Here is an 18675-nt window from a genome sequence, read left to right as displayed (position 1 = left end):
TGAGTGCGCGGAGCCGGTAGCTAGCGGAGTGATGCGGACGCGGTGGCAACCGTGGACCGGCGCCGCGGTGGCGTTCGAGCAGCGCTTTCGGGCACGACGATCGTGGGAGACAGCTCGCCCGCGAATTCCCGCTGCACGGCCTCGACCAAGTATCTGCGGACGAAGAGTTGAAGATTGCGCTGCAGCGCCGCATGGTCGCCGGTCGGTGCCGCTACGAGTTTTGGCGCCCAACCTCGTCGCGCCAGTCGTGCCATACCGATCGGACCTCGATGTCCTTCGTACCACTCGAGATCCGACGGCGACAGCACCAATTCGGTCGAAACACCCTTGCGCGCCAACGCCTTCAGCAGTACTTCCGGCGCTTGGGTGAAGCCGAGCCAGCCGAGTAGAAGCCAACCGCGGTAGGGAAGACGCGTGCGCACGATGTGTTTGATCAGCCGTTTGGCTCGCCCTTCGGGTACTGGATCGGTATCCGGCGCGCCCGGTGTGATCCTGATCAGCCTTTCCGGTGCCCCGTCTACCCGACGCAACGAATACAACAACAAGTTGACCAATATTATCGACTTTGCGCCGTGATCGAGGGCGGCATACGCCGAATTCCACGCGCCGGAACAGATACCGGACATCATCAATTTGTCGGGCGCCACGTTCATCGCGGTGGTGGCGTCGACGACGTCGGCATTGGCGACGTCGGAGTGAATCCACGCATACTCTCCGGTCGCGAGACCGGTGTCGCCGATCCCACGCCGGTCGTAACGGACGACCGTCATCCCCAACGCGGCCAACTCCCGCGCCGTGTCCGGCCAAATCCTCCCGGAGCCGACTCGGTGCTCGCAGGCGGTGTTGTGCAACAACAACGTTGGACCGCCTGGCGTGACGCCGGTGGCGGTGGTACGGATTGCGAATAGTCGATGTGGGCCGAGCTCCTCCAGCGTCTCGACTACCCTGTGGCCGTCTGGCCGCTCTTCGATCACCGAGTCGCTCCGAAGGGCCGGCGTGAAGGGGCGCGTCTCAGACGGCAGCCCTCGATCCAGCCAGTTCGTGATGCCGTCCACGGCCTCCATCGGAATCTTGACGACCGCGGTACTTGCCGCTTCGACGAAATCCGGTTGCCCGGAAACGTCCGCCAGCGTGCAGTTCTGCGCTTCAGTCCAGTCGTGCAACCGTGGATCGTCAGCTCGCTCGGGCCGAACCAGCAACAGGGACCTCGCCGGTTCGTGGATCGGGGCCGGCATCTTCAAAGAGGCGAATCTCTTTGCGGCAGTGCTGGAGAACGTGATGCCAAGGATCGGCTCGGTGCCCGAGACCGGTTCGTCCCCTCCCGCCGTCATCTTGTAGAGGACCCGCTGCTCACGCATGAACATGCGTCCGTCGGTGACGGGATCCCACAGGACCAGGCCGGAAACGCCGTCGAGCATCGTTGCCGCCGTTGCGGCGATGAGCGATCCAATTCGCAGTCCGACCAGCGTCAGGTTCTCGACGCCGGAGTCGCGCAGATAGTCCGCTGCCGCCCCGACGCTGTCGAGATAATCGTCGACGGCGTCGTCCACGATCTGCTCGCCCGACGAGTCGCCGGTGCCCCGATAGTCGAAACGCAGAACGGCGAATCCGGCTCCGCACATTCGTTGAGCGAGGAGTTTGAGTCCCCGGTAGGTGTCGAGGTGCTCACGCCCCAGCGGCGGGCAGATGACTACGCCGCCGCGGGCGACACCCCCGACGGGTACGTGGACGACGCCGAACAGTGGTGCGGACGTGGGGCCGAACCACGTTGGAGTGCCCTGCAGGCCATGTTCTTGCCTCATCTCACTGCCGCCCGCCATCTCTCTTCTCGTCGTTGAGTCCGATCCTAGCAGTTGCTAGATTCGCACAGAGACGCATGTTTGTCTCGGTCTTGCGGGAAATTCGATGGCCAAGTCTGCTCGAATGAGCTGATGATCATGGGATTACGCCACGCCCCGTGGCTCGAGTTGGCGCCAACGGGGTGACGTGGCCAATCGTGTCGGCGGTTTGCCAGAGTTGCGCGAGTGGTGGTGCGATTCGGCGTCGACCGGCGCAACCACGAGCACCGATTCGGTGTCCGCGGCGAAAACTGGTCAAGGGCAACCTCTTTGGCCGACCGGTTGTGGTTGACGATTCGTAGAGCCGCTCGACGCAGCACGCTCGAGTTGGCTGGACGCGGCCCGGCCCCCTCCGCCCCAGGGGGGTCGATCAGTATGCGCCGCTGCCGAGGAGGACGGTGCGAACGGTCTTGACGATGATGATCAGGTCCCGGTAGAGCGACCAGTTCTCCACGTAGGTCAGGTCCAGCCGGATGGCGTCCTCTACCGCGAGGTCGGATCGACCGCTGATTTGCCACAACCCCGTAAGACCCGGCTTGACCGTCAAACGCCGAGAGACGAGGTCGTCGTAGGAGTCGACTTCACGACGCACCTGAGGCCGCGGTCCGACGACGCTCATCGTGCCACGCAATACGTCGAAGAATTGAGGGAGCTCGTCGATGCTGAACTTGCGGATGAGTCTTCCGACACGGGTGACCCGCGGGTCGTCCTTCATCTTGAAGAAGAGCGCGTTGCCGCCGTTGGCGGCGATGAGCGCAGGCATGCGAGACTCGGCGTCGACGAACATGCTACGGAACTTGGTCATCCGAAACGGAGCGCCGTCCATGCCGATTCGCTCGGACCGGTAGAACGTCGGCCCGCGGCTCGTGAGCCGCACGGCGAGCGCCGTCGCAACCATCACGGGCGACACGAGCAGCAACGCCACCAACGCGAAGACGATGTCGAAGCTGCGCTTGATAAGCGAATTCGCCCGAGAGTACTGCGGCTTGACGATTTCGAACATGGCCATCCCGGCAACGGGTCGGCTGTGCAGTCTTCGGTCGGCGATGTCGATCATGCCGGGTGCGAGCATGAGGTCGACCTGCAAGGCGTCGAGCTCCCACATCAATCGGCGGACGTCGACTGGACGTAGACCGTGCGTCGCGGCCAGGGCGACGGTATGAACCCCGGTGCGCTGCACGGCGTCGAGGATGGCCTGTGACATGCCGACCACGGGAATCGGTTGGCCGCCAACGGAAATGGAGGCGTCAGCCTCCGTAGGGCCTTCAGGCGTGCAAATCCCCACGATCTGGTAGCCCGCCCATGGATCCTTGGCGAATTCGGTGGCGACATCGTGTGCTGAAACGGCGGTACCGACGATCAGCAGTCGGTCTTGATCCATGCCTCGGCGGCGGATACGAGCGGTGTAGTGACGCCAACCCCAGCGGTTCACCACCAATCCGGTGAGGCCGAGGGGAAGGGCGATCGCCAGGTAGCCGCGAGACACGTCGACGTGAAGGAGCATCGACGCGATCGCAGCCAGTCCGAAGAGCTGCAGCGTGGCGGCAACCAGCACCGCGTATTCCTCGAGGCCTCGGCCGGCCACCTTGGCTGATCGGCTCCCCAGGGAGAGGAATCCCATCCACAGCACTGCCAGTAGGCACGACACCAGGGTGTAGCCAAATCCGGCGCTCCAGGCCCACGGTGAGGAGACGGGCACGGGCTGGTCCCAGAAGCGCAGAATCTGCGCTGAGAAGATGCTGAGGCAAATAATCACCCCATCGCTGAAAATGAGTCGTCGTGCGTACTTTGCATGACGGCGTTCGCGAGCGGACCGACTTGGGAGAACTGTCGCAGGGAGTGCTTCCGGCGCCAAAAGTGTCGGCAAGATCAGATTTTGGCGAAGCTCAGGAACCGCCATATCTGCAGATTTACTCGTAGTTACGTCTGCAGTATCTGTTACAGCGAACATTGCGGCCCCTCGATTTAAGCCCGGCGACCCTTGCTGGGCTTCTGCAGATTAGTGGCGATGGTGGCTTACTGCAACTGCGAATCACGTGGGGTAGGTAGACGAGGTCGACAATTAACCTGACAGGTAACTAGCGAATTAATCCCAGAAGTATGTCTCCCGTTCGATCCAATGGCGGACCGCCCACGATCCTGGGGTTTGCCGACAACGCGCCGACTGTCCAGCGCAATGCTTCGTGACATGCGTAGACGCCACTTCGTCAGGCGCGGGACGCCATTACTGGGGAAGGGCTTGCACGAGCTCGGGCTGCCCAGGCGCGGATCGACGTGGGCGGATTCCTGGTTGTTCGCGGGGTGGTGCTGATCGAACGCGCCGACGTCCGCGACGCGGCCGGCGGAATGCGGCTAGCGGCGAGCGGTTAGCGGTGAGAGGGGGCTGGCCGTCGCGCGCGGTGCACGCAGGCGGGCAGCAAAACCGCGGCTACTTCGCGGCCCGCGTAGCGGGGTGAATGGCGATTAGCCCCAAGCTGCTGCGGCGCTTGCACAGTGCCGCGAGTTCCGCGTAGGCGTTCGCACCAAGCAACTCGGTCAGTTCGGGGGCGTAGGACTGCCACACCTGGCGGGCCCCGACGTGGGCGTTGGGATCGCCGGTGCAATACCAGTGCAGGTCGGCACCGCCCTCGCCCCAGCCGCGACGGTCGTACTCGGTGATGGTCGTGCGCAGCACCTGGGTGCCGTCGGGCCGCTCCACCCACTCCTGGCTGCGCCGGATCGGCAGCTGCCAGCAGATCTCGGGCTTCATCGTCAGGGGCTCCACGCCGAGCTTGAGCGCCTTGGTGTGCAGCGCGCAGCCGATGCCGCCCGCGAACCCGGGTCGGTTGAGAAAGATGCAGGCGCCCTTGTACTTCCGGGTCCGGAGGTTGTCCTTGCCGTCGTATTCGTCCATCTCGAGATAACCCTTGCGGCCCAGACCCTTGTCGCGGAACTGCCAGTCCTCGTCGGTGAGCTGCTTGACGGCGTCGTCGAGCTTGGCGACGTCGTCGTCGTCGGACATGAAGGCGCCGTGGCTGCAACAGCCGTCGTCGGGACGGTTCTCGACCGTGCCCTGGCACGCGGGCGTACCGAACACGCACGTCCACCGCGAACACAGCCAGGTGATGTCGGCGGCGATCAGATGTTCGGGATTGTCGGGGTCGAAGAACTCCACCCATTCTCGGGCGAAGTCCAAGTCAACCTCACCGTTCTTGGCACCGGGGCGCGATCCGCTCACGGAACGCAACGGTAGACCCGATAACGTGGGTCTCGTGCGATTGGGCGTGCTCGACGTGGGTAGCAACACGGTTCATCTGCTCGTCGTCGACGCCCGGCGAGGTGGACACCCGACGCCGATGAGCTCCACGAAGGCCTCGTTGCGCCTCGCCGAGGCCATCGACGGCTCCGGAAAGCTGACCAGAAAGGGCGCCGACAAACTCGTCGACACCATCGACGAGTTCGCCAAGATCGCCGCGAGTTCCGGGTGCGTCGAGCTGATGGCGTTCGCGACGTCCGCGGTGCGCGACGCGACGAACTCCGAAGACGTGCTGGCGCGGGTGCTTTCGGAGACCGGGGTGGCGCTCAAGGTCCTCTCGGGGGTCGACGAGTCCCGACTGACGTTCCTCGCCGTCCGCCGGTGGTATGGCTGGAGTCCCGGCCGCATCATCAACATCGACATCGGCGGCGGGTCGCTCGAACTGTCCAGTGGCGTCGACGAAGAGCCCGAGGTGGCGCTGTCGCTGCCGCTCGGCGCCGGCCGACTGACCAGGGAGTGGCTCCAGGACGACCCGCCAGGTCGCCGTCGGGTCGCGATGCTGCGGGACTGGCTGGCCACGGAGATGGCCGAAGCCGGCGCCCGGGTGCTCGACGCGGGTGCGCCCGACCTGACCGTCGCGACGTCCAAGACCTTCAGATCGTTGGCGCGACTCACCGGTGCGGCGCCTTCCGGTGCTGGACCGCGGGTAAAGAGGACACTGACAGCATCGGGCCTTCGTCAGCTCATAGCATTCATCTCTAGGATGACGACGGCCGATCGAGCGGAGTTGGAAGGGGTGAGCGCCGAGCGCGCGCCACAAATCGTGGCGGGAGCGTTGGTAGCTGAAGCGAGTATGAAGGCCCTTGCGATCGATACCGTGGACATTTGCCCCTGGGCGTTGCGAGAAGGGTTGATCTTGCGGAAACTCGACAGTGAAGCCGACGGGACCGCCCTGTTCGGTACCTCGGCGGGCTTGGCCAGAGCCAGAGGCGCGAGACGATGACTGATTCAGACGACGCCACCTCCACGAGACCCATCTCGGTCGCGGAGCTGCTGGCGAAGAACGGCACGATCGGTGCGCCACCGGCCGGCGGCCGACGCCGGCGCCGCCGCGGCAACAGTGACGCGGTGACCGTCGCCGAGCTCACCGGTGAGATCCCGATCGTCAACACCGGGTCGATGCCCGTCTTCCGGGAGCCGGTCTCCGAACCCGCCGCACCGGCCAAACCAGTCGAACCGCCCGAGCCACGCGCCGAGGTCGAACCCGAACCAGTCGCCGAGCCGGAGCCGGTCGAGGCGGAAGCCGACGTCGAGCGAGCCGACGTCGAGGCAGAACCGCAACCCGAAGCGGAGCCCGAACTCGAACCGGAGCCCGAGCCGGAGCTCACCGAGGCCGAACTGGACTACCAGGCCCACCTCGACCAGCGTGACGTCGACCCCGACCCCGTCGACTTCTTCGCGCCGGCCCCCCGTCGCCCGCAGGCGTCGACCACCGGTGCGTTCGCCGCGCAGGGCGGCGCCGAGCAGATGAGCCCCGATCCCGTCGTCGACGACGACGACGAGATGCTCGACCTGGGGCCCGACGTCGACTTCGGCGAGGTCCTCGACAAGCACACGTCCGACGACGATGACGAGGACGAACTGCGTCAGGAGACGCCGTCGTATCTGCGGTCCAACACCGACACGCTGTTCGGCGGCCAGTCCGTGGCCGACGACCTGGCCCGCCGCGGGCGCACGCCGGGGCCCGAGGACATCGACCTCGGTGACGACGACGCGACCCCCACGGAGACGGTCACCGAGGCGCCTGAGGAGCGCCCCCGGGACGAGGGCTCCGCCTTCGTCAGGGGCGTGTGGGTGGTGGTGCAGTGCATCCTCGCGGTCGCCTTCGGCGCCGGCCTGTTCATCGCGTTCGACCAGTTGTGGCGGTGGAACACCATCGTGGCGCTGGTGTTGTCCGTCCTCGTGATCCTCGGCCTTGTCGTCGGCGTGCGGGTCGTGCGCAAGACCGAGGACATCGGCAGCACCTTGATCGCCGTGGCGGTCGGTGCCCTCGTCACGCTGGGACCCCTGGCACTCCTGCAGTCGCACTGACGCGTCACACTGTCGGCTAGTGCGCCCCGCAATCAAGGTCGGTCTTTCGACTGCCTCGGTGTATCCGTTGAGGACCGAGGCGGCCTTCGAGTACGCCGCTCGCCTCGGCTACGACGGCGTCGAATTGATGGTGTGGGCCGAATCGGTCAGCCAGGACGTCGCGGCGATCAAGCGGATGTCGGAGAGCTACGGCGTCCCGGTGCTGAGCCTGCACGCGCCGTGCCTGCTGATCTCGCAGCGGGTGTGGGGCGCCGATCCCATCTCCAAGCTCGACCGCAGCGTCCGCGCGGCAGAAGAACTCGGCGCGCAAACCGTCGTGGTCCATCCACCGTTCCGGTGGCAGCGGCGCTACGCAGAGGGGTTCACCGACCAGGTGGCCTCCCTCGAGCAGTCCAGTGACGTGCTGGTCGCGGTGGAGAACATGTTCCCGTTCCGCGCCGACCGCATCTTCGGCACCGGCCAGCCGTCGATCTCCCGGATGCGCAAGCGCGGCGGTAGCCCGGGCATAGCGGTGTCGGCGTTCGCGCCGTCCTACGACCCGCTGGACGGCAACCACGCCCACTACACACTGGACCTGTCCCACTCGGCGACCGCGGGCACGGACGCCGTGGAGATGGCGGGCCGCATGGGCGACGGGTTGGTGCACCTGCACCTCTGCGACGGCAGTGGCGCGTCGACCGACGAGCACCTGGTGCCGGGGCGTGGCACGCAGCCCACCGTCGAGATCTGCCAGATGCTGGCCGCGGGCAACTTCGCCGGGCACGTCATCCTCGAAGTCACGACCTCGGGCGCGCGAACGGCGGCCGAGCGCGAACAGTTGCTGACCGAGTCACTCGAGTTCGCCCGAATTCACCTGTTGCGTTAGGAGCTGGAAGCGTCGTGGATGGGTCAACGTCGTTCGTCGACGCGATGAAGCTCAGGCACGTCTCGTCAGACGGCGACGTCGACGCGTTCGACGGCGAGCTGAACGAGCACTGGACCATCGGCCCCAAGGTGCACGGCGGGGCGATGCTGGCGCTGTGCGCGAATGCGGCCCGGACGGCGTTCGGAGGGCAGGAGCGCAGCGACCGGGGAAGTGGGTCCGCGCAGGAGGGCGTCGAGCCGATCGCGGTGTCGGGCAGCTTCCTCTGGGCGCCGGACCCGGGCCCGGTGCACGTGGTCACCACCATCCGCAAGCGGGGGCGGCGGGTGAGCGTGGTCGACGTCGAGCTCAACCAGGGCGACCGGACCGCCCTTCGCGCGGTGATGACCCTGGCCGAACCCGAGCACCACGCTCCGCCGCTGCTGTCGGTCAACCCGGTGGTGCCGCTGATGACGCCGGAGCCGCCGCCGGGACTCGAGCCGATCGGGCCCGGGCATCCGATGGCCGACGTCGTGCATCTGGCCCACGGCTGCGACATCAGACCGTCGCTGACCACGATGGAGCCGCGGGCCGACGGCGGGCCTCCGGTGATCGAGTACTGGGTGCGGCCCAAGGAGGGTTCGCCGGACGTGTTGTTCGCGTTGCTGTGCGGCGACGTCTCGGCTCCGGTCACGCTGGGGGTGAACCGATCGGGTTGGGCGCCAACGGTTCAACTCACCGCCTATCTGCGTGGCATGCCCGCCGACGGCTGGTTGCGGGTCATGTGCACGACGATGCAGATCGGTCGGGAGTGGTTCGACGAAGACCACGTGGTCGTCGACTGCGAGGGGCGCATCATCGTGCAGTCGCGACAGCTCGCGCTGGTGCCGCCGGCGCAGTGACCCGCGCGCCGAGTGCACGGTTGACGTACCCATCCCGCGAGTAGGGGTGCGAACGACCGCACTTTCGGCGAGGCACCACCGTCGCAGGTGCCGTCCCCGAGCGTGCAATGCTTGCCGACGTGGCGAGAATTGCGATCATCGGCGGCGGAAGTATCGGCGAGGCACTGCTTTCCGGGCTGCTGCGCTCGGGCAGGCAGTCCAAGGACATGGTCGTCGCGGAGCGACACCGCGACCGGGCCAAGTATCTCTCCGAGACCTATTCGGTCTTGGTGACGACGGTGGCCGACGCCGCCGAGAACGCGGGCTACGTCATCGTGGCGGTGAAGCCGTCGGACGTCGAGCTGGTCATCGGGGACATCGCCGAGGCCGCGGCACGGGCCGAGAACAACAGTGCCGAGCAGGTGTTCGTCACCGTGGCCGCCGGCGTCAGCACGGCCTTCTACGAAGCCAATCTGCCGGCCGGTTCGCCCGTCATCCGGGTGATGCCCAACGCCCCCGTCGTCGTCGGCGGGGGCGTCAGCGCGCTGGCCCCCGGCCGGTTCGCGACCGCCGAGCAACTCAAGGAGGTCTCGGCGATCTTCGACGCCGTCGGCGGTGTCTTGACGGTGCCCGAATCTCAGCTCGACGCGGTCACCGCGGTCTCGGGCTCGGGTCCGGCGTACTTCTTCCTGATGGTCGAGGCGCTCGTCGACGCCGGCGTCGCCCAGGGCCTGCCGAGGGCCGTGGCGACCGATTTGGCGGTGCAGACGATGGCCGGCTCGGCGGCGATGTTGCTGGAGAGCCTCGACCGGGCCAACCCGTCGGGTGACGGCGCCATGGGCACCGCGATGGACACCAGCCCGGCTCAGCTGCGTGCCACCGTGACGTCCCCGGGTGGCACCACCGCCGCTGGTCTGCGGGAATTGGAGCGTGGGGGCCTGCGGGCGGCGGTAGCCGAGGCCGTCGCGGCGGCAAAAACCCGCTCTGAGCAGCTAGGAATTACACCAGAGTAGTTCACCCAATCTGAACGGATTAACCCACACCCGTCGCAATAACCCCAGTGGCCACGCTATTCTCCCTGAGGTATGCGCGCTCCTGCGCCAGCGGTGGGGAAGCCGTTGGACAAGGCGTGCCTGATTGATTGGGTTGCGATGACGTCTATGAACGGGCCATCGGCACGTGATTCCGCTAGTGGTAAATCGGCGCGCGATGGCTCCGGCGGCGAGCCCGCACGGCAGCAATTCCTCACCGTTGCCGAGGTGGCCAGTCTGATGAGGGTCAGCAAGATGACGGTCTACCGGCTCGTGCACAACGGCGAATTGCCCGCGGTGCGCGTCGGTCGGTCCTTCCGGGTACACGCCAAGGCCGTCCACGACCTCCTGGAGACGTCGTACTTCGACGCAGGCTAGGTCGGTGGCAGGTTCGGCCCACCGGGTCGTCAGCGTGGCGACCCGGGTTCAACACGGCCGTTTTCGTCCGCCCGAACATCCCGGGTAAGGTGACGAGTCGGTTCTCCTGGCACAAATGTCGGGAGATGTCTTAGGTAGCGGAGTTCATGGGTTCAGTCATCAAGAAGCGGCGCAAGCGCATGTCGAAGAAGAAGCACCGCAAGTTGCTTCGTCGCACCCGGGTGCAGCGCAGAAAACTCGGTAAGTAGCCACTCAGGCTTCACCGTTAGTGTGGGCGGATGGATCCGACGGGTGACACGACGGATGCCGTGTCGCATCCGAAGGTCGTCCTGGTCACCGGGGCCTGCCGGTTTCTCGGCGGGTACCTGACGGCCAGGCTGGCGCAGAATCCGGCGATCGACCGCGTCATCGCGGTCGACGCCGTCTCGCCGAGCAAGGACTTGCTCCGACGGATGGGGCGAGCCGAATTCGTACGTGCCGACATCCGAAATCCGTTCATCGCCAAGGTGATTCGCAACGGGGACGTCGACACCGTCGTACATGCTGCGGCGGCGTCGTACGCACCCCGGGCGGGCGGCCGGGCGGCGCTCAAGGAGCTCAACGTGATGGGCGCGATGCAGTTGTTCGCTGCCTGCCAGAAGGCTCCCTCGGTGCAACGGGTCATCCTCAAGTCCACCTCCGAGGTGTACGGGTCGAGTCCGCGGGACCCGGTCATGTTCACCGAGGACGGCAGTTCGCGTCGGCCTCCCGGCGAGGGCTTCGCCAAGGACAGCATCGACATCGAGGGCTACGCCCGTGGCCTGGCCCGTCGGCGCCCAGATCTCTCGGTCACCATTCTGCGGCTGGCCAACATGATCGGCCCCGCGATGGACACCGCGCTGTCGCGCTTCCTCGCAGGTCCGGTGGTCCCGTCGGTGCTCGGCTACGACGCCCGGCTGCAGCTCCTGCACGAGCAGGACGCGCTCGGCGTGCTCGAGCGGGCGACGATCTCGAGCCGGTCGGGCACGTTCAACGTCGGTGCCGCGGGCATCATCATGATGTCGCAGGCGATCCGGCGATCGGGGCGGGTCCCCCTGCCGGTGCCGAGATCGGCGCTTTCTGCCGTTGATTCGCTGAGGCGGGCGACCCGGTACACCGAACTCGACCGCGAGCAGCTGAACTACGTGAGCTACGGCCGGGTGATGGACACCGCGCGAATGCGCAAGGACCTAGGTTACAACCCGAAGTGGACCACGGCGGAGGCTTTCGACGATTACGTGCGTGGCCGAGGTTTGCAGCCGATCCTCGATCCGCGATGGGTACGCTCAATCGAGAATCGGGCCATTTCGGCAGCACAGCGACTGCGGCGTTAGTCTTGTACTTCGAGGCGTGGGGGAGGTAACGGCATGGCTGGAGAGTCAAAGGCGAAAGTCATTCCACTGCACTCGAATTCGTCGCGTGCGTCAGCGCAGCGACGAGCCGCGGCGCGCGAGGGGGCTCGCAGACACCCGTCGCTGCTCGACGATCCGGGTACGCGGGCGTCGGCCGAGCAGATTGCGGCCGTGGTCCGCGAGATCGACGATCACCGCGACGTCGCCAATGGCGCGGCGGGCGTCGACGAGGGTCCCAACGAGCTGAGCCTGCGCATCGCCGCGGTCGCCGAGTTCGTCCGCAAGCGGATGTCCGGCGACTACACGGTCGACGAATTCGGCTTCGACAAGCACCTCAACGAAGCTATCTTCCTTCCTTTGCTGCGGGGGCTGTTTCGCAACTGGTTCCGGGTCGAGGTCAGCGGCATCGAGAACCTGCCGGACACCGGCGCGGCCCTCATCGTCGCCAACCACGCGGGCGTGCTACCGATGGACGGGCTGATGGCCTCGGTCGCCGTGCACGACAACCATCCCCACAACCGGGATCTGCGGCTGCTGGCCGCCGACATGGTCTTCGACATGCCCGTGATGGGGCAGGCGGCACGCAAGGCGGGCCACACGATGGCGTGCACGGCCGACGCCCACCGGCTCCTGGCCGCCGGCGAGCTGACCGCGGTGTTCCCCGAGGGATACAAGGGGCTGGGCAAGAACTTCCGAGACCGCTACAAGCTGCAGCGCTTCGGACGCGGCGGGTTCGTCGCCGCCGCGTTGCACGCCCGCGCGCCGATCGTGCCGTGCTCGATCGTCGGGTCCGAGGAGATCTATCCGATGCTCGCCGACGTCAAGCTCCTGGCCCGGCTGCTTGGCCTGCCCTACTTCCCGGTCACGCCGCTGTTCCCGCTGGCCGGACCGCTCGGCCTGGTCCCGCTGCCGTCGAAGTGGCACATCCAGTTCGGCGAGCCCATCTCGACCGAGGGGTACGACGAGTCGGCGGCCGACGATCCGATGATCACCTTCGAGCTCACCGACCAGGTGCGCGAGACCATTCAGCAGACGCTGTACCAGCTGCTGGCCAACCGGAGGAATCCCTTCCTCGGCTGAGGGGCGTCAGGCGCCGGCCGAGGTTTGCCCGGCAATCATCCGCTTCATCGCGGCGTCGCGTCCGGCGGCGATCTGGGCGGTCACCTCGTCGTGCTCGTCGGTGTTGGTCGACTCGCCGAACAAGGTCACGATGCTGGTCAGGATCGGGGTGCCGTCGTCGTCGGTCACCTCGCCGCGGACTTCGGTGATGATGGCGCCGTGCGACTCGATGACCGAGTCCAGGTACGAGTCGAACCACAGCTTGTCCCCGACCACGATCGGGCGGTGGAAGATCAGCTTTTGGTCGCGGTGCAGCACGCGCTCCATGTTGATCGGCACGTCGAACTGGTTGAAGATCTCGTCCTGCACCCGGCGTCCCGCCACGGCGACGAAGGTGAGCGACGCGATCAGCGCCGCCTGGCCGCACTCCGCGGCGGCGTCCTCGTCGTAGTGGGCCGGGTGGTCGTCCTTCACCGAGCGGGCGAACTCCCGTACCTTCTCGCGGTCCACCAAGAAGTAGTCGGGGTACCGGAAGTGGGTCCCGATGATGTCTTGGGCGATGCTCATGGTGTGGTTCGGCTCTCCGCTTGGTCCGGCGGTCATTGCGGCGCCGAGCCTATCAGCGGACTGTCAGCCGCCATTCCCGCGACGGGACACGACGGCCGCCAGCGCGCCACCGGCCGCGCCGAGGGCCAGCGCCGACGGAACGCCGATGCGAGCCGCCTTGCGGGCGGTGCGGAAGTCGCGAATCTCCCAGCCCCGCTTGCGGGCCACGTCTCGCAGGGCGGCGTCGGGGTTGATGGCGACCGCCGTGCCGACCAGCGACAGCATCGGGACGTCGTTGATGCTGTCGGAGTAGGCGGTGCAGCGGCGCAGGTTGAGTCCCTCGCGAATGGCGAGGGAACGCACCGCGTGCGCCTTGCCTGCCCCGTGCAGGATCTCCCCGACGAGCCGCCCGGTGAACACGCCGTCGACCGATTCGGCGACGGTGCCCAGCGCGCCGGTCAACCCCAGCTTGCGGGCGATGGTGGCGGCCAGCTCGTACGGCGTCGCGGTGACCAGCCACACCTGCTGACCGGCGTCCAGGTGCATCTCGGCCAGTGCCCGCGTGCCCTGCCAGATCTTGTCGGCGATGATCTCGTCGTAGATCTCCTCGCCGACCTCGGTCAGCTCGGAGGTCGGCCGGCCCTCGATGAAGGCGAGCGCCTTGCTGCGGCCGGCCGCGACGTCGTCGCTGTTCTCCTTGCCGGTCAGCTGAAACTTGGCCTGCGCGTAGCCGAATCGGGCGAGGTCGCCGTAGGTGAAGTACTTGCGCGCCGCCAGCCCGCGCGCGAAGTGCACCAGTGACGAGCCCTGAACCAAGGTGTTGTCGACGTCGAAGAAGGCCGCGGCCGTCAGATCGGGCGGCGGCGGTTCGGTGGCGGATGCCTCGTCGGCCACGATGTAGTCGACGGCGTCGGCTTCGTCGCCAGCCTGCGCGCCGGCCCCCTGGTCGGCCTCAGCCCCTGACTCGGACACGCTTCAACACTAGGGCACGGGATACTCGGTCCCGTGGAGCACGTTGCGAGCAGACACACCGTGGAGCTGATGACCCGCGCCGGGTGCAGCCTGTGCGAGAAGGCGGCGGCGATTCTCGTCGGCCTGGCCGAGGAGCTGGACTTCGAGTTCTCGAGTACCGACGTCGACGCGGCGGCCGCCGCTGGCGATCCGTCGCTACGGGCCGAGTACGGCGATCTGCTGCCCGTCGTGCTGCTCGACGGAGTGCAACACGGCTATTGGGAGGTCGACGAAGCACGGCTGTGCGCCGATCTCGGGAGTACGGCCTAGCTACCGGGGATTCGTGCACGTGACCCTCACCTCGAATTTGGTCGGCGGACAGATGGCCGACTATCTTCGATGTCATCCGGGGCGGCGTAGCGACGGGAAAGTAGCACGGTGACGAGGCCATGAGCGTTCTTCTGTTCGGGGTTTCGCATCGCAGTGCCCCGGTGTCGGTCCTGGAGCGTCTCAGCACCGACGAGTCCGATCAGGCCAAGATCGTCGACGAAGTGCTCCGGTCGCCGCTCGTCACCGAGGCGATGGTCCTCTCCACCTGCAACCGCGTCGAGATCTACGCGGTCGTGGAGGCGTTCCACGGCGGGCTCTCCGTCATCGGGCAGGTGCTGTCCGAACACTCCGGCTTGTCGCTGGGCGACCTGACCAAGCACGCCTACGTCCGGTACGCCGAAGCCGCCGTCGAGCACCTGTTCGCGGTGACCAGCGGGTTGGACTCCGCGGTGATCGGCGAGCAGCAGGTGCTGGGCCAGGTGCGCCGCTCGTACGCCTCGGCCGAAGCCCACCAGACCGTCGGTCGCACCCTGCACGAGCTGGCGCAACGCGCGCTGCAGGTCGGCAAGCGCGTGCATTCCGAGACCGGTATCGACGCGGCGGGCGCCTCGGTGGTGTCGGTGGCGTTGGGCATGGCCGACCGGAAGTTGGACGGTCTCGCCGGTCGGTCGGCCGCGGTGATCGGTGCCGGGTCCATGGGGTCGCTGGCGGCCGCCCACCTGGTGCGGGCCGGCATCGGCCGGGTGCACGTGGTGAACCGCTCGCTGCCGCGGGCCGAGCGGCTCGTCGAGAACCTACGGGCGCAGGGCGTCGACGCACACGCCTTCCCGTTCGACCACATCCCGGCGGTGCTCGCCGACGCCGACGTGGTGGTGTCGTGTACCGGGGCCGTGCGCCCCGTGGTCTCGCTCGCCGACGTGCACCGCGGGCTCGCGCACGGCCAGGAACCCAAGCAGTTGGTGGTGTGCGATCTGGGCATGCCCCGCGACGTCGACGCGGCCATTGCCGGCCTGCCCGGCGTCTACGTCGTCGACATGGAGCGCATCCAGCGCGAGCCGGCCGCCCGCGCCGCTGCGTCGGACGCCGAGGATGCGCGCGCGATCGTTGCCGCAGAGGTTGCCAACTATCTTGCCGGGCAACGGATGGCGGAGGTGACGCCCACCGTGACGGCCCTGCGTCAGCGGGCCGCCGACGTCGTCGAGGCCGAGTTGCTGCGGTTGGACAACCGGCTTCCGGGCCTCGAGGCCGCCCACCGCGACGAGGTGGCGCGGACGGTGCGCCGGGTCGTCGACAAGCTCCTGCACGCCCCGACCGTCCGAGTCAAGCAACTGGCCAGCGCGCCGGGTGGCGACAGTTACGCCGAGGCGCTGCGCGAGCTGTTCGAACTGGACCCGCAGGCCGTCGACGCGGTGTCTGGCGGCGAATTGCCGCTCATGGCAACGGAATTGATCCCCGGCGATGCCCGGTTCGACCTTGGTCAGGCTGAGTAGACACTTGTCATTTTCGCGCGATACGGCCATCCGGATCGGCACCAGGGGCAGCCTTCTGGCTACCACCCAGGCCGGCCTCGTCAGAGATGCTCTGATCGCCAAGGGGCACGCCGCCGAACTCGTCATCGTCTCCACCGCCGGTGACCGGTCCAGCGGTCCCATTGCCGACATCGGGATCGGGGTGTTCACCGCGGCGCTGCGCGATGCCATCGCCGACGGCAGCGTCGACGTGGCGGTGCACTCCTACAAGGATTTGCCGACCGCCGCCGACGACCGATTCGTGATCGCGGCCATCCCGCCACGCGAGGACGCCAGGGACGCCCTGGTGGCCCGTGACGGACTGGTGCTGGGGGAGTTGCCAGCCGGCTCGGTGATCGGCACGTCGAGCCCGCGGCGGACGGCGCAGCTTAGAGCACTGGGTCTCGGTTTGGAAATTCGCCCCCTAAGAGGCAACCTAGACACCAGGTTGAACAGGGTAAGCAACGGTGATTTCGACGGCGTCGTCGTCGCCCGGGCGGGGTTGGTCCGCATCGGACGGCAAGGCGACGTCACCGAGACTCTGGAGCCGGTGCAGATGTTGCCAGCGCCGGCCCAAGGTGCGCTCGCGGTGGAGTGCCGCGCGGGCGACTCGGAGCTCGTTGCGCTGCTGGCGGAGATGGATCACGCCGACACGCGCGTCGCAGTCACCGCGGAGCGAGTCCTGCTCGCCGAGCTCGAGGCGGGGTGTTCAGCGCCGGTGGGTGCGATCGCGGAAGTGGTCGAGTCCATCGACGAGGAAGGCAACGTCTTCGACGAGCTGTCGTTGCGCGGCTGCGTGGCGACGCTGGACGGATCCGACGTGATCCGGGCGTCCGGAATCGGGAGCCCCGAACGGGCCGCAGAGCTTGGTCTCTCGGTCGCCGCGGAGCTGTTCGAGCTGGGAGCACGGGAGTTGTTGGATCAGCGGACGACAGAGCGGGAGTGAAGGATGACGACCCGAGGGCGCAAGCTCAAGCCCGGCCGCATCACGTTCGTCGGTTCAGGCCCCGGTGATCCGGGCCTGCTGACGACGAGGGCGCGCACGGTATTGGCCAACGCGGCACTGGTCTTCACGGACCCTGACGTACCCGAGGCGGTGCTCGCCATAGTTGGCTCCGAGCTGCCGCCCACGTCGGGCCCGGCGGAGGCCGCCCAGAACGACGACGGGACGACGGCGGACGCCGGCGTCGCGGGAACCACGACCACCCTCCCCGGGGGCGCAGACATCCGCCCCGCCCTGGGAGATCCGACCGAGGTCGCCAAGCTGCTGGTGCACGAGGCGCGTACCGGCGTCGACGTCGTGCGCCTAGTGGCCGGCGACCCGCTCTCGGTCGACTCGGTCATCACCGAGGTCGGTGCGCTGGCCCGCACGCAGGCCCAGTTCGAGATCGTGCCCGGCCTGGCGCCCGCCGCGGCGGTGCCCACGTACGCGGGGCTGCCGCTCGGCTCGTCGCACACCGTGGCCGACGTTCGCGGCGACGTGGACTGGGCGGCCCTCGCGGCGGCGCCGGGTCCATTGATCTTGCACGCCACCGCATCTCACCTTCCGGATGCCGCACGCACCCTGATCGAGTACGGGTTGACCGAGTCGACGCCCTGCGTCGTCACCGCGAACGGCACGACGTGCCAGCAGCGTTCGGTGGAGTCCACGCTGTCGGGTCTGCTCGACAAGGCGACGTTGGTGGCCGCCGAGTCGACGGGGCCGCTCAATGGCCCGCTGGTCGTGACGATCGGCAAGACCGTCTCCAACCGCGCCAAGCTGAATTGGTGGGAGAGCCGGGCGCTGTACGGCTGGACCGTGCTGGTGCCCCGTACCAAGGACCAGGCCGGTGAGATGAGCGACCGCCTCGTCGGTCATGGCGCATTGCCCATCGAGGTGCCGACGATCGCCGTCGAACCGCCCCGCAGCCCGGCGCAGATGGAAAGGGCCGTCAAGGGTTTGGTGGACGGCCGGTTCCAGTGGGTGGTGTTCACCTCCACCAACGCCGTGCGTGCGGTGTGGGAGAAGTTCAACGAGTTCGGTCTCGACGCCCGCGCCTTCTCGGGTGTGAAGATCGCCTGTGTCGGACAGGCGACCGCGGACAAGGTTCGCGCATTCGGCATCAATCCCGAACTGGTGCCCTCCGGCGAGCAGTCCTCGCTGGGCCTGCTCGACGAGTTCCCGCCGTATGACGACATCTTCGATCCGGTGAACCGGGTGCTGCTGCCCCGCGCCGACATCGCGACGGAGACCCTCGCCGAGGGGCTGCGCGAGCGCGGCTGGGAGATCGAGGACGTCACGGCGTACCGCACCGTCCGGGCGGCCCCGCCGCCCGCGCAGACGCGCGAGATGATCAAGACCGGTGGCTTCGACGCGGTGTGCTTCACCTCGAGTTCGACCGTGCGCAACCTGGTCGGCATCGCGGGCAAGCCGCACGCACGCACCATCGTCGCGTGCATCGGGCCCAAGACCGCCGAGACCGCAGCCGAATTCGGGCTCAGGGTCGACGTGCAGCCGGAGACGGCCGCGGTCGGTCCGCTCGTCGAGGCGTTGGCCGAGCACGCCGCGCGCCTGCGCGCCGAGGGTGCGTTGCCTCCTCCGCGCAAGAAGAGTCGCCGGAGGTAACGGAGGCCGGC

Annotated in this window: 18 protein-coding genes; 13 read left to right on the top strand and 5 right to left on the bottom strand. The window is 67.5% G+C overall.

Annotated features, from left to right (window positions below; all coding sequences use genetic code 11):
- Positions 1-20 precede the first annotated feature (20 nt).
- From H7J06_RS04515 to H7J06_RS04505, 3 genes are all read right to left on the bottom strand, one after another.
- Positions 21-1802, bottom strand: a complete 1782-nt coding sequence (locus H7J06_RS04515; RefSeq protein WP_264037386.1) for a serine aminopeptidase domain-containing protein — start codon at positions 1800-1802, stop codon at positions 21-23.
- 406 nt (positions 1803-2208) lie between these two features.
- A complete protein-coding gene (locus H7J06_RS04510) occupies positions 2209-3789 on the bottom strand; it encodes a sugar transferase (RefSeq protein ID WP_264037385.1) in 1581 nt (526 codons plus the stop codon).
- A 477-nt stretch (positions 3790-4266) separates the two neighbouring features.
- Positions 4267-5055: a DUF3109 family protein gene (locus H7J06_RS04505; protein WP_264037383.1), complete on the bottom strand. Its 789-nt coding sequence runs from the start codon at positions 5053-5055 to the stop codon at positions 4267-4269.
- A 34-nt stretch (positions 5056-5089) separates the two neighbouring features.
- On the opposite strand from H7J06_RS04505, the gene H7J06_RS04500 reads away from it, so the two are divergent.
- From H7J06_RS04500 to H7J06_RS04460, 9 genes are all read left to right on the top strand, one after another.
- The gene (locus H7J06_RS04500; RefSeq protein WP_264037381.1) at positions 5090-6076 is read left to right on the top strand and encodes a Ppx/GppA family phosphatase; all 987 of its coding nucleotides are present in this window, start codon (positions 5090-5092) and stop codon (positions 6074-6076) included.
- A complete protein-coding gene (locus tag H7J06_RS04495; protein ID WP_264037379.1) occupies positions 6073-7164 on the top strand; it encodes an Rv0497 family membrane protein in 1092 nt (363 codons plus the stop codon). The genes H7J06_RS04500 and H7J06_RS04495 overlap by 4 nt, the downstream gene beginning before the upstream one ends.
- 19 nt (positions 7165-7183) lie before the next feature.
- Positions 7184-8029 carry a sugar phosphate isomerase/epimerase family protein gene (locus H7J06_RS04490; protein WP_264037377.1) on the top strand — a complete coding sequence of 282 codons (846 nt, stop codon included), beginning with the start codon at positions 7184-7186 and terminating at the stop codon, positions 8027-8029.
- A 14-nt stretch (positions 8030-8043) separates the two neighbouring features.
- Positions 8044-8907: a thioesterase family protein gene (locus tag H7J06_RS04485; protein ID WP_372515232.1), complete on the top strand. Its 864-nt coding sequence runs from the start codon at positions 8044-8046 to the stop codon at positions 8905-8907.
- A 119-nt stretch (positions 8908-9026) separates the two neighbouring features.
- Positions 9027-9899: a pyrroline-5-carboxylate reductase gene (proC, locus tag H7J06_RS04480; protein ID WP_264037375.1), complete on the top strand. Its 873-nt coding sequence runs from the start codon at positions 9027-9029 to the stop codon at positions 9897-9899.
- Between the two features lie 138 nt (positions 9900-10037).
- Positions 10038-10295, top strand: coding sequence for a helix-turn-helix domain-containing protein (locus H7J06_RS04475; protein WP_149477769.1), 258 nt, complete (start codon positions 10038-10040; stop codon positions 10293-10295).
- Between the two features lie 146 nt (positions 10296-10441).
- Positions 10442-10543, top strand: coding sequence for a 30S ribosomal protein bS22 (locus H7J06_RS04470; protein WP_003402602.1), 102 nt, complete (start codon positions 10442-10444; stop codon positions 10541-10543).
- Positions 10544-10573: 30 nt separating this feature from the next.
- Positions 10574-11647, top strand: a complete 1074-nt coding sequence (locus tag H7J06_RS04465) for an SDR family oxidoreductase (protein ID WP_264037373.1) — start codon at positions 10574-10576, stop codon at positions 11645-11647.
- 33 nt (positions 11648-11680) lie between these two features.
- Entirely contained in the window at positions 11681-12745 is a 1065-nt protein-coding gene (locus H7J06_RS04460; RefSeq protein ID WP_264037371.1) for a lysophospholipid acyltransferase family protein, read from the top strand.
- 6 nt (positions 12746-12751) lie between these two features.
- On the opposite strand, the gene H7J06_RS04455 is transcribed toward H7J06_RS04460, so the two are convergent.
- Together H7J06_RS04455 and H7J06_RS04450 are read right to left on the bottom strand one after the other, a co-directional pair.
- Positions 12752-13291, bottom strand: coding sequence for an FAS1-like dehydratase domain-containing protein (locus tag H7J06_RS04455; protein WP_264037564.1), 540 nt, complete (start codon positions 13289-13291; stop codon positions 12752-12754).
- A 63-nt stretch (positions 13292-13354) separates the two neighbouring features.
- Positions 13355-14242: an HAD family hydrolase gene (locus tag H7J06_RS04450; protein ID WP_264037369.1), complete on the bottom strand. Its 888-nt coding sequence runs from the start codon at positions 14240-14242 to the stop codon at positions 13355-13357.
- 69 nt (positions 14243-14311) lie between these two features.
- Here H7J06_RS04450 and H7J06_RS04445 point away from each other — a divergent pair, with 69 nt between their 5' ends.
- From H7J06_RS04445 to H7J06_RS04430, 4 genes are all read left to right on the top strand, one after another.
- Complete coding sequence (locus tag H7J06_RS04445) at positions 14312-14551, top strand: glutaredoxin family protein (RefSeq protein WP_264037563.1); 240 nt, start codon at positions 14312-14314, stop codon at positions 14549-14551.
- Positions 14552-14670: 119 nt separating this feature from the next.
- Positions 14671-16041 carry a glutamyl-tRNA reductase gene (locus tag H7J06_RS04440; RefSeq protein WP_264037367.1) on the top strand — a complete coding sequence of 457 codons (1371 nt, stop codon included), beginning with the start codon at positions 14671-14673 and terminating at the stop codon, positions 16039-16041.
- 4 nt (positions 16042-16045) lie between these two features.
- Entirely contained in the window at positions 16046-17005 is a 960-nt protein-coding gene (gene hemC, locus H7J06_RS04435) for a hydroxymethylbilane synthase (protein ID WP_275078953.1), read from the top strand.
- A gap of 3 nt (positions 17006-17008) precedes the next feature.
- Entirely contained in the window at positions 17009-18664 is a 1656-nt protein-coding gene (locus H7J06_RS04430) for a bifunctional uroporphyrinogen-III C-methyltransferase/uroporphyrinogen-III synthase (protein WP_264037364.1), read from the top strand.
- The last annotated feature ends 11 nt before the right edge of the window (positions 18665-18675 follow it).

The sequence above is a fragment of the Mycolicibacterium hodleri genome (assembly GCF_025822245.1).
Taxonomy (GTDB): Bacteria; Actinomycetota; Actinomycetes; order Mycobacteriales; family Mycobacteriaceae; genus Mycobacterium; species Mycobacterium hodleri.
Note: the sequence above shows the minus strand (reverse complement) of the source record. Positions and strands in the feature narration are given on the sequence as shown.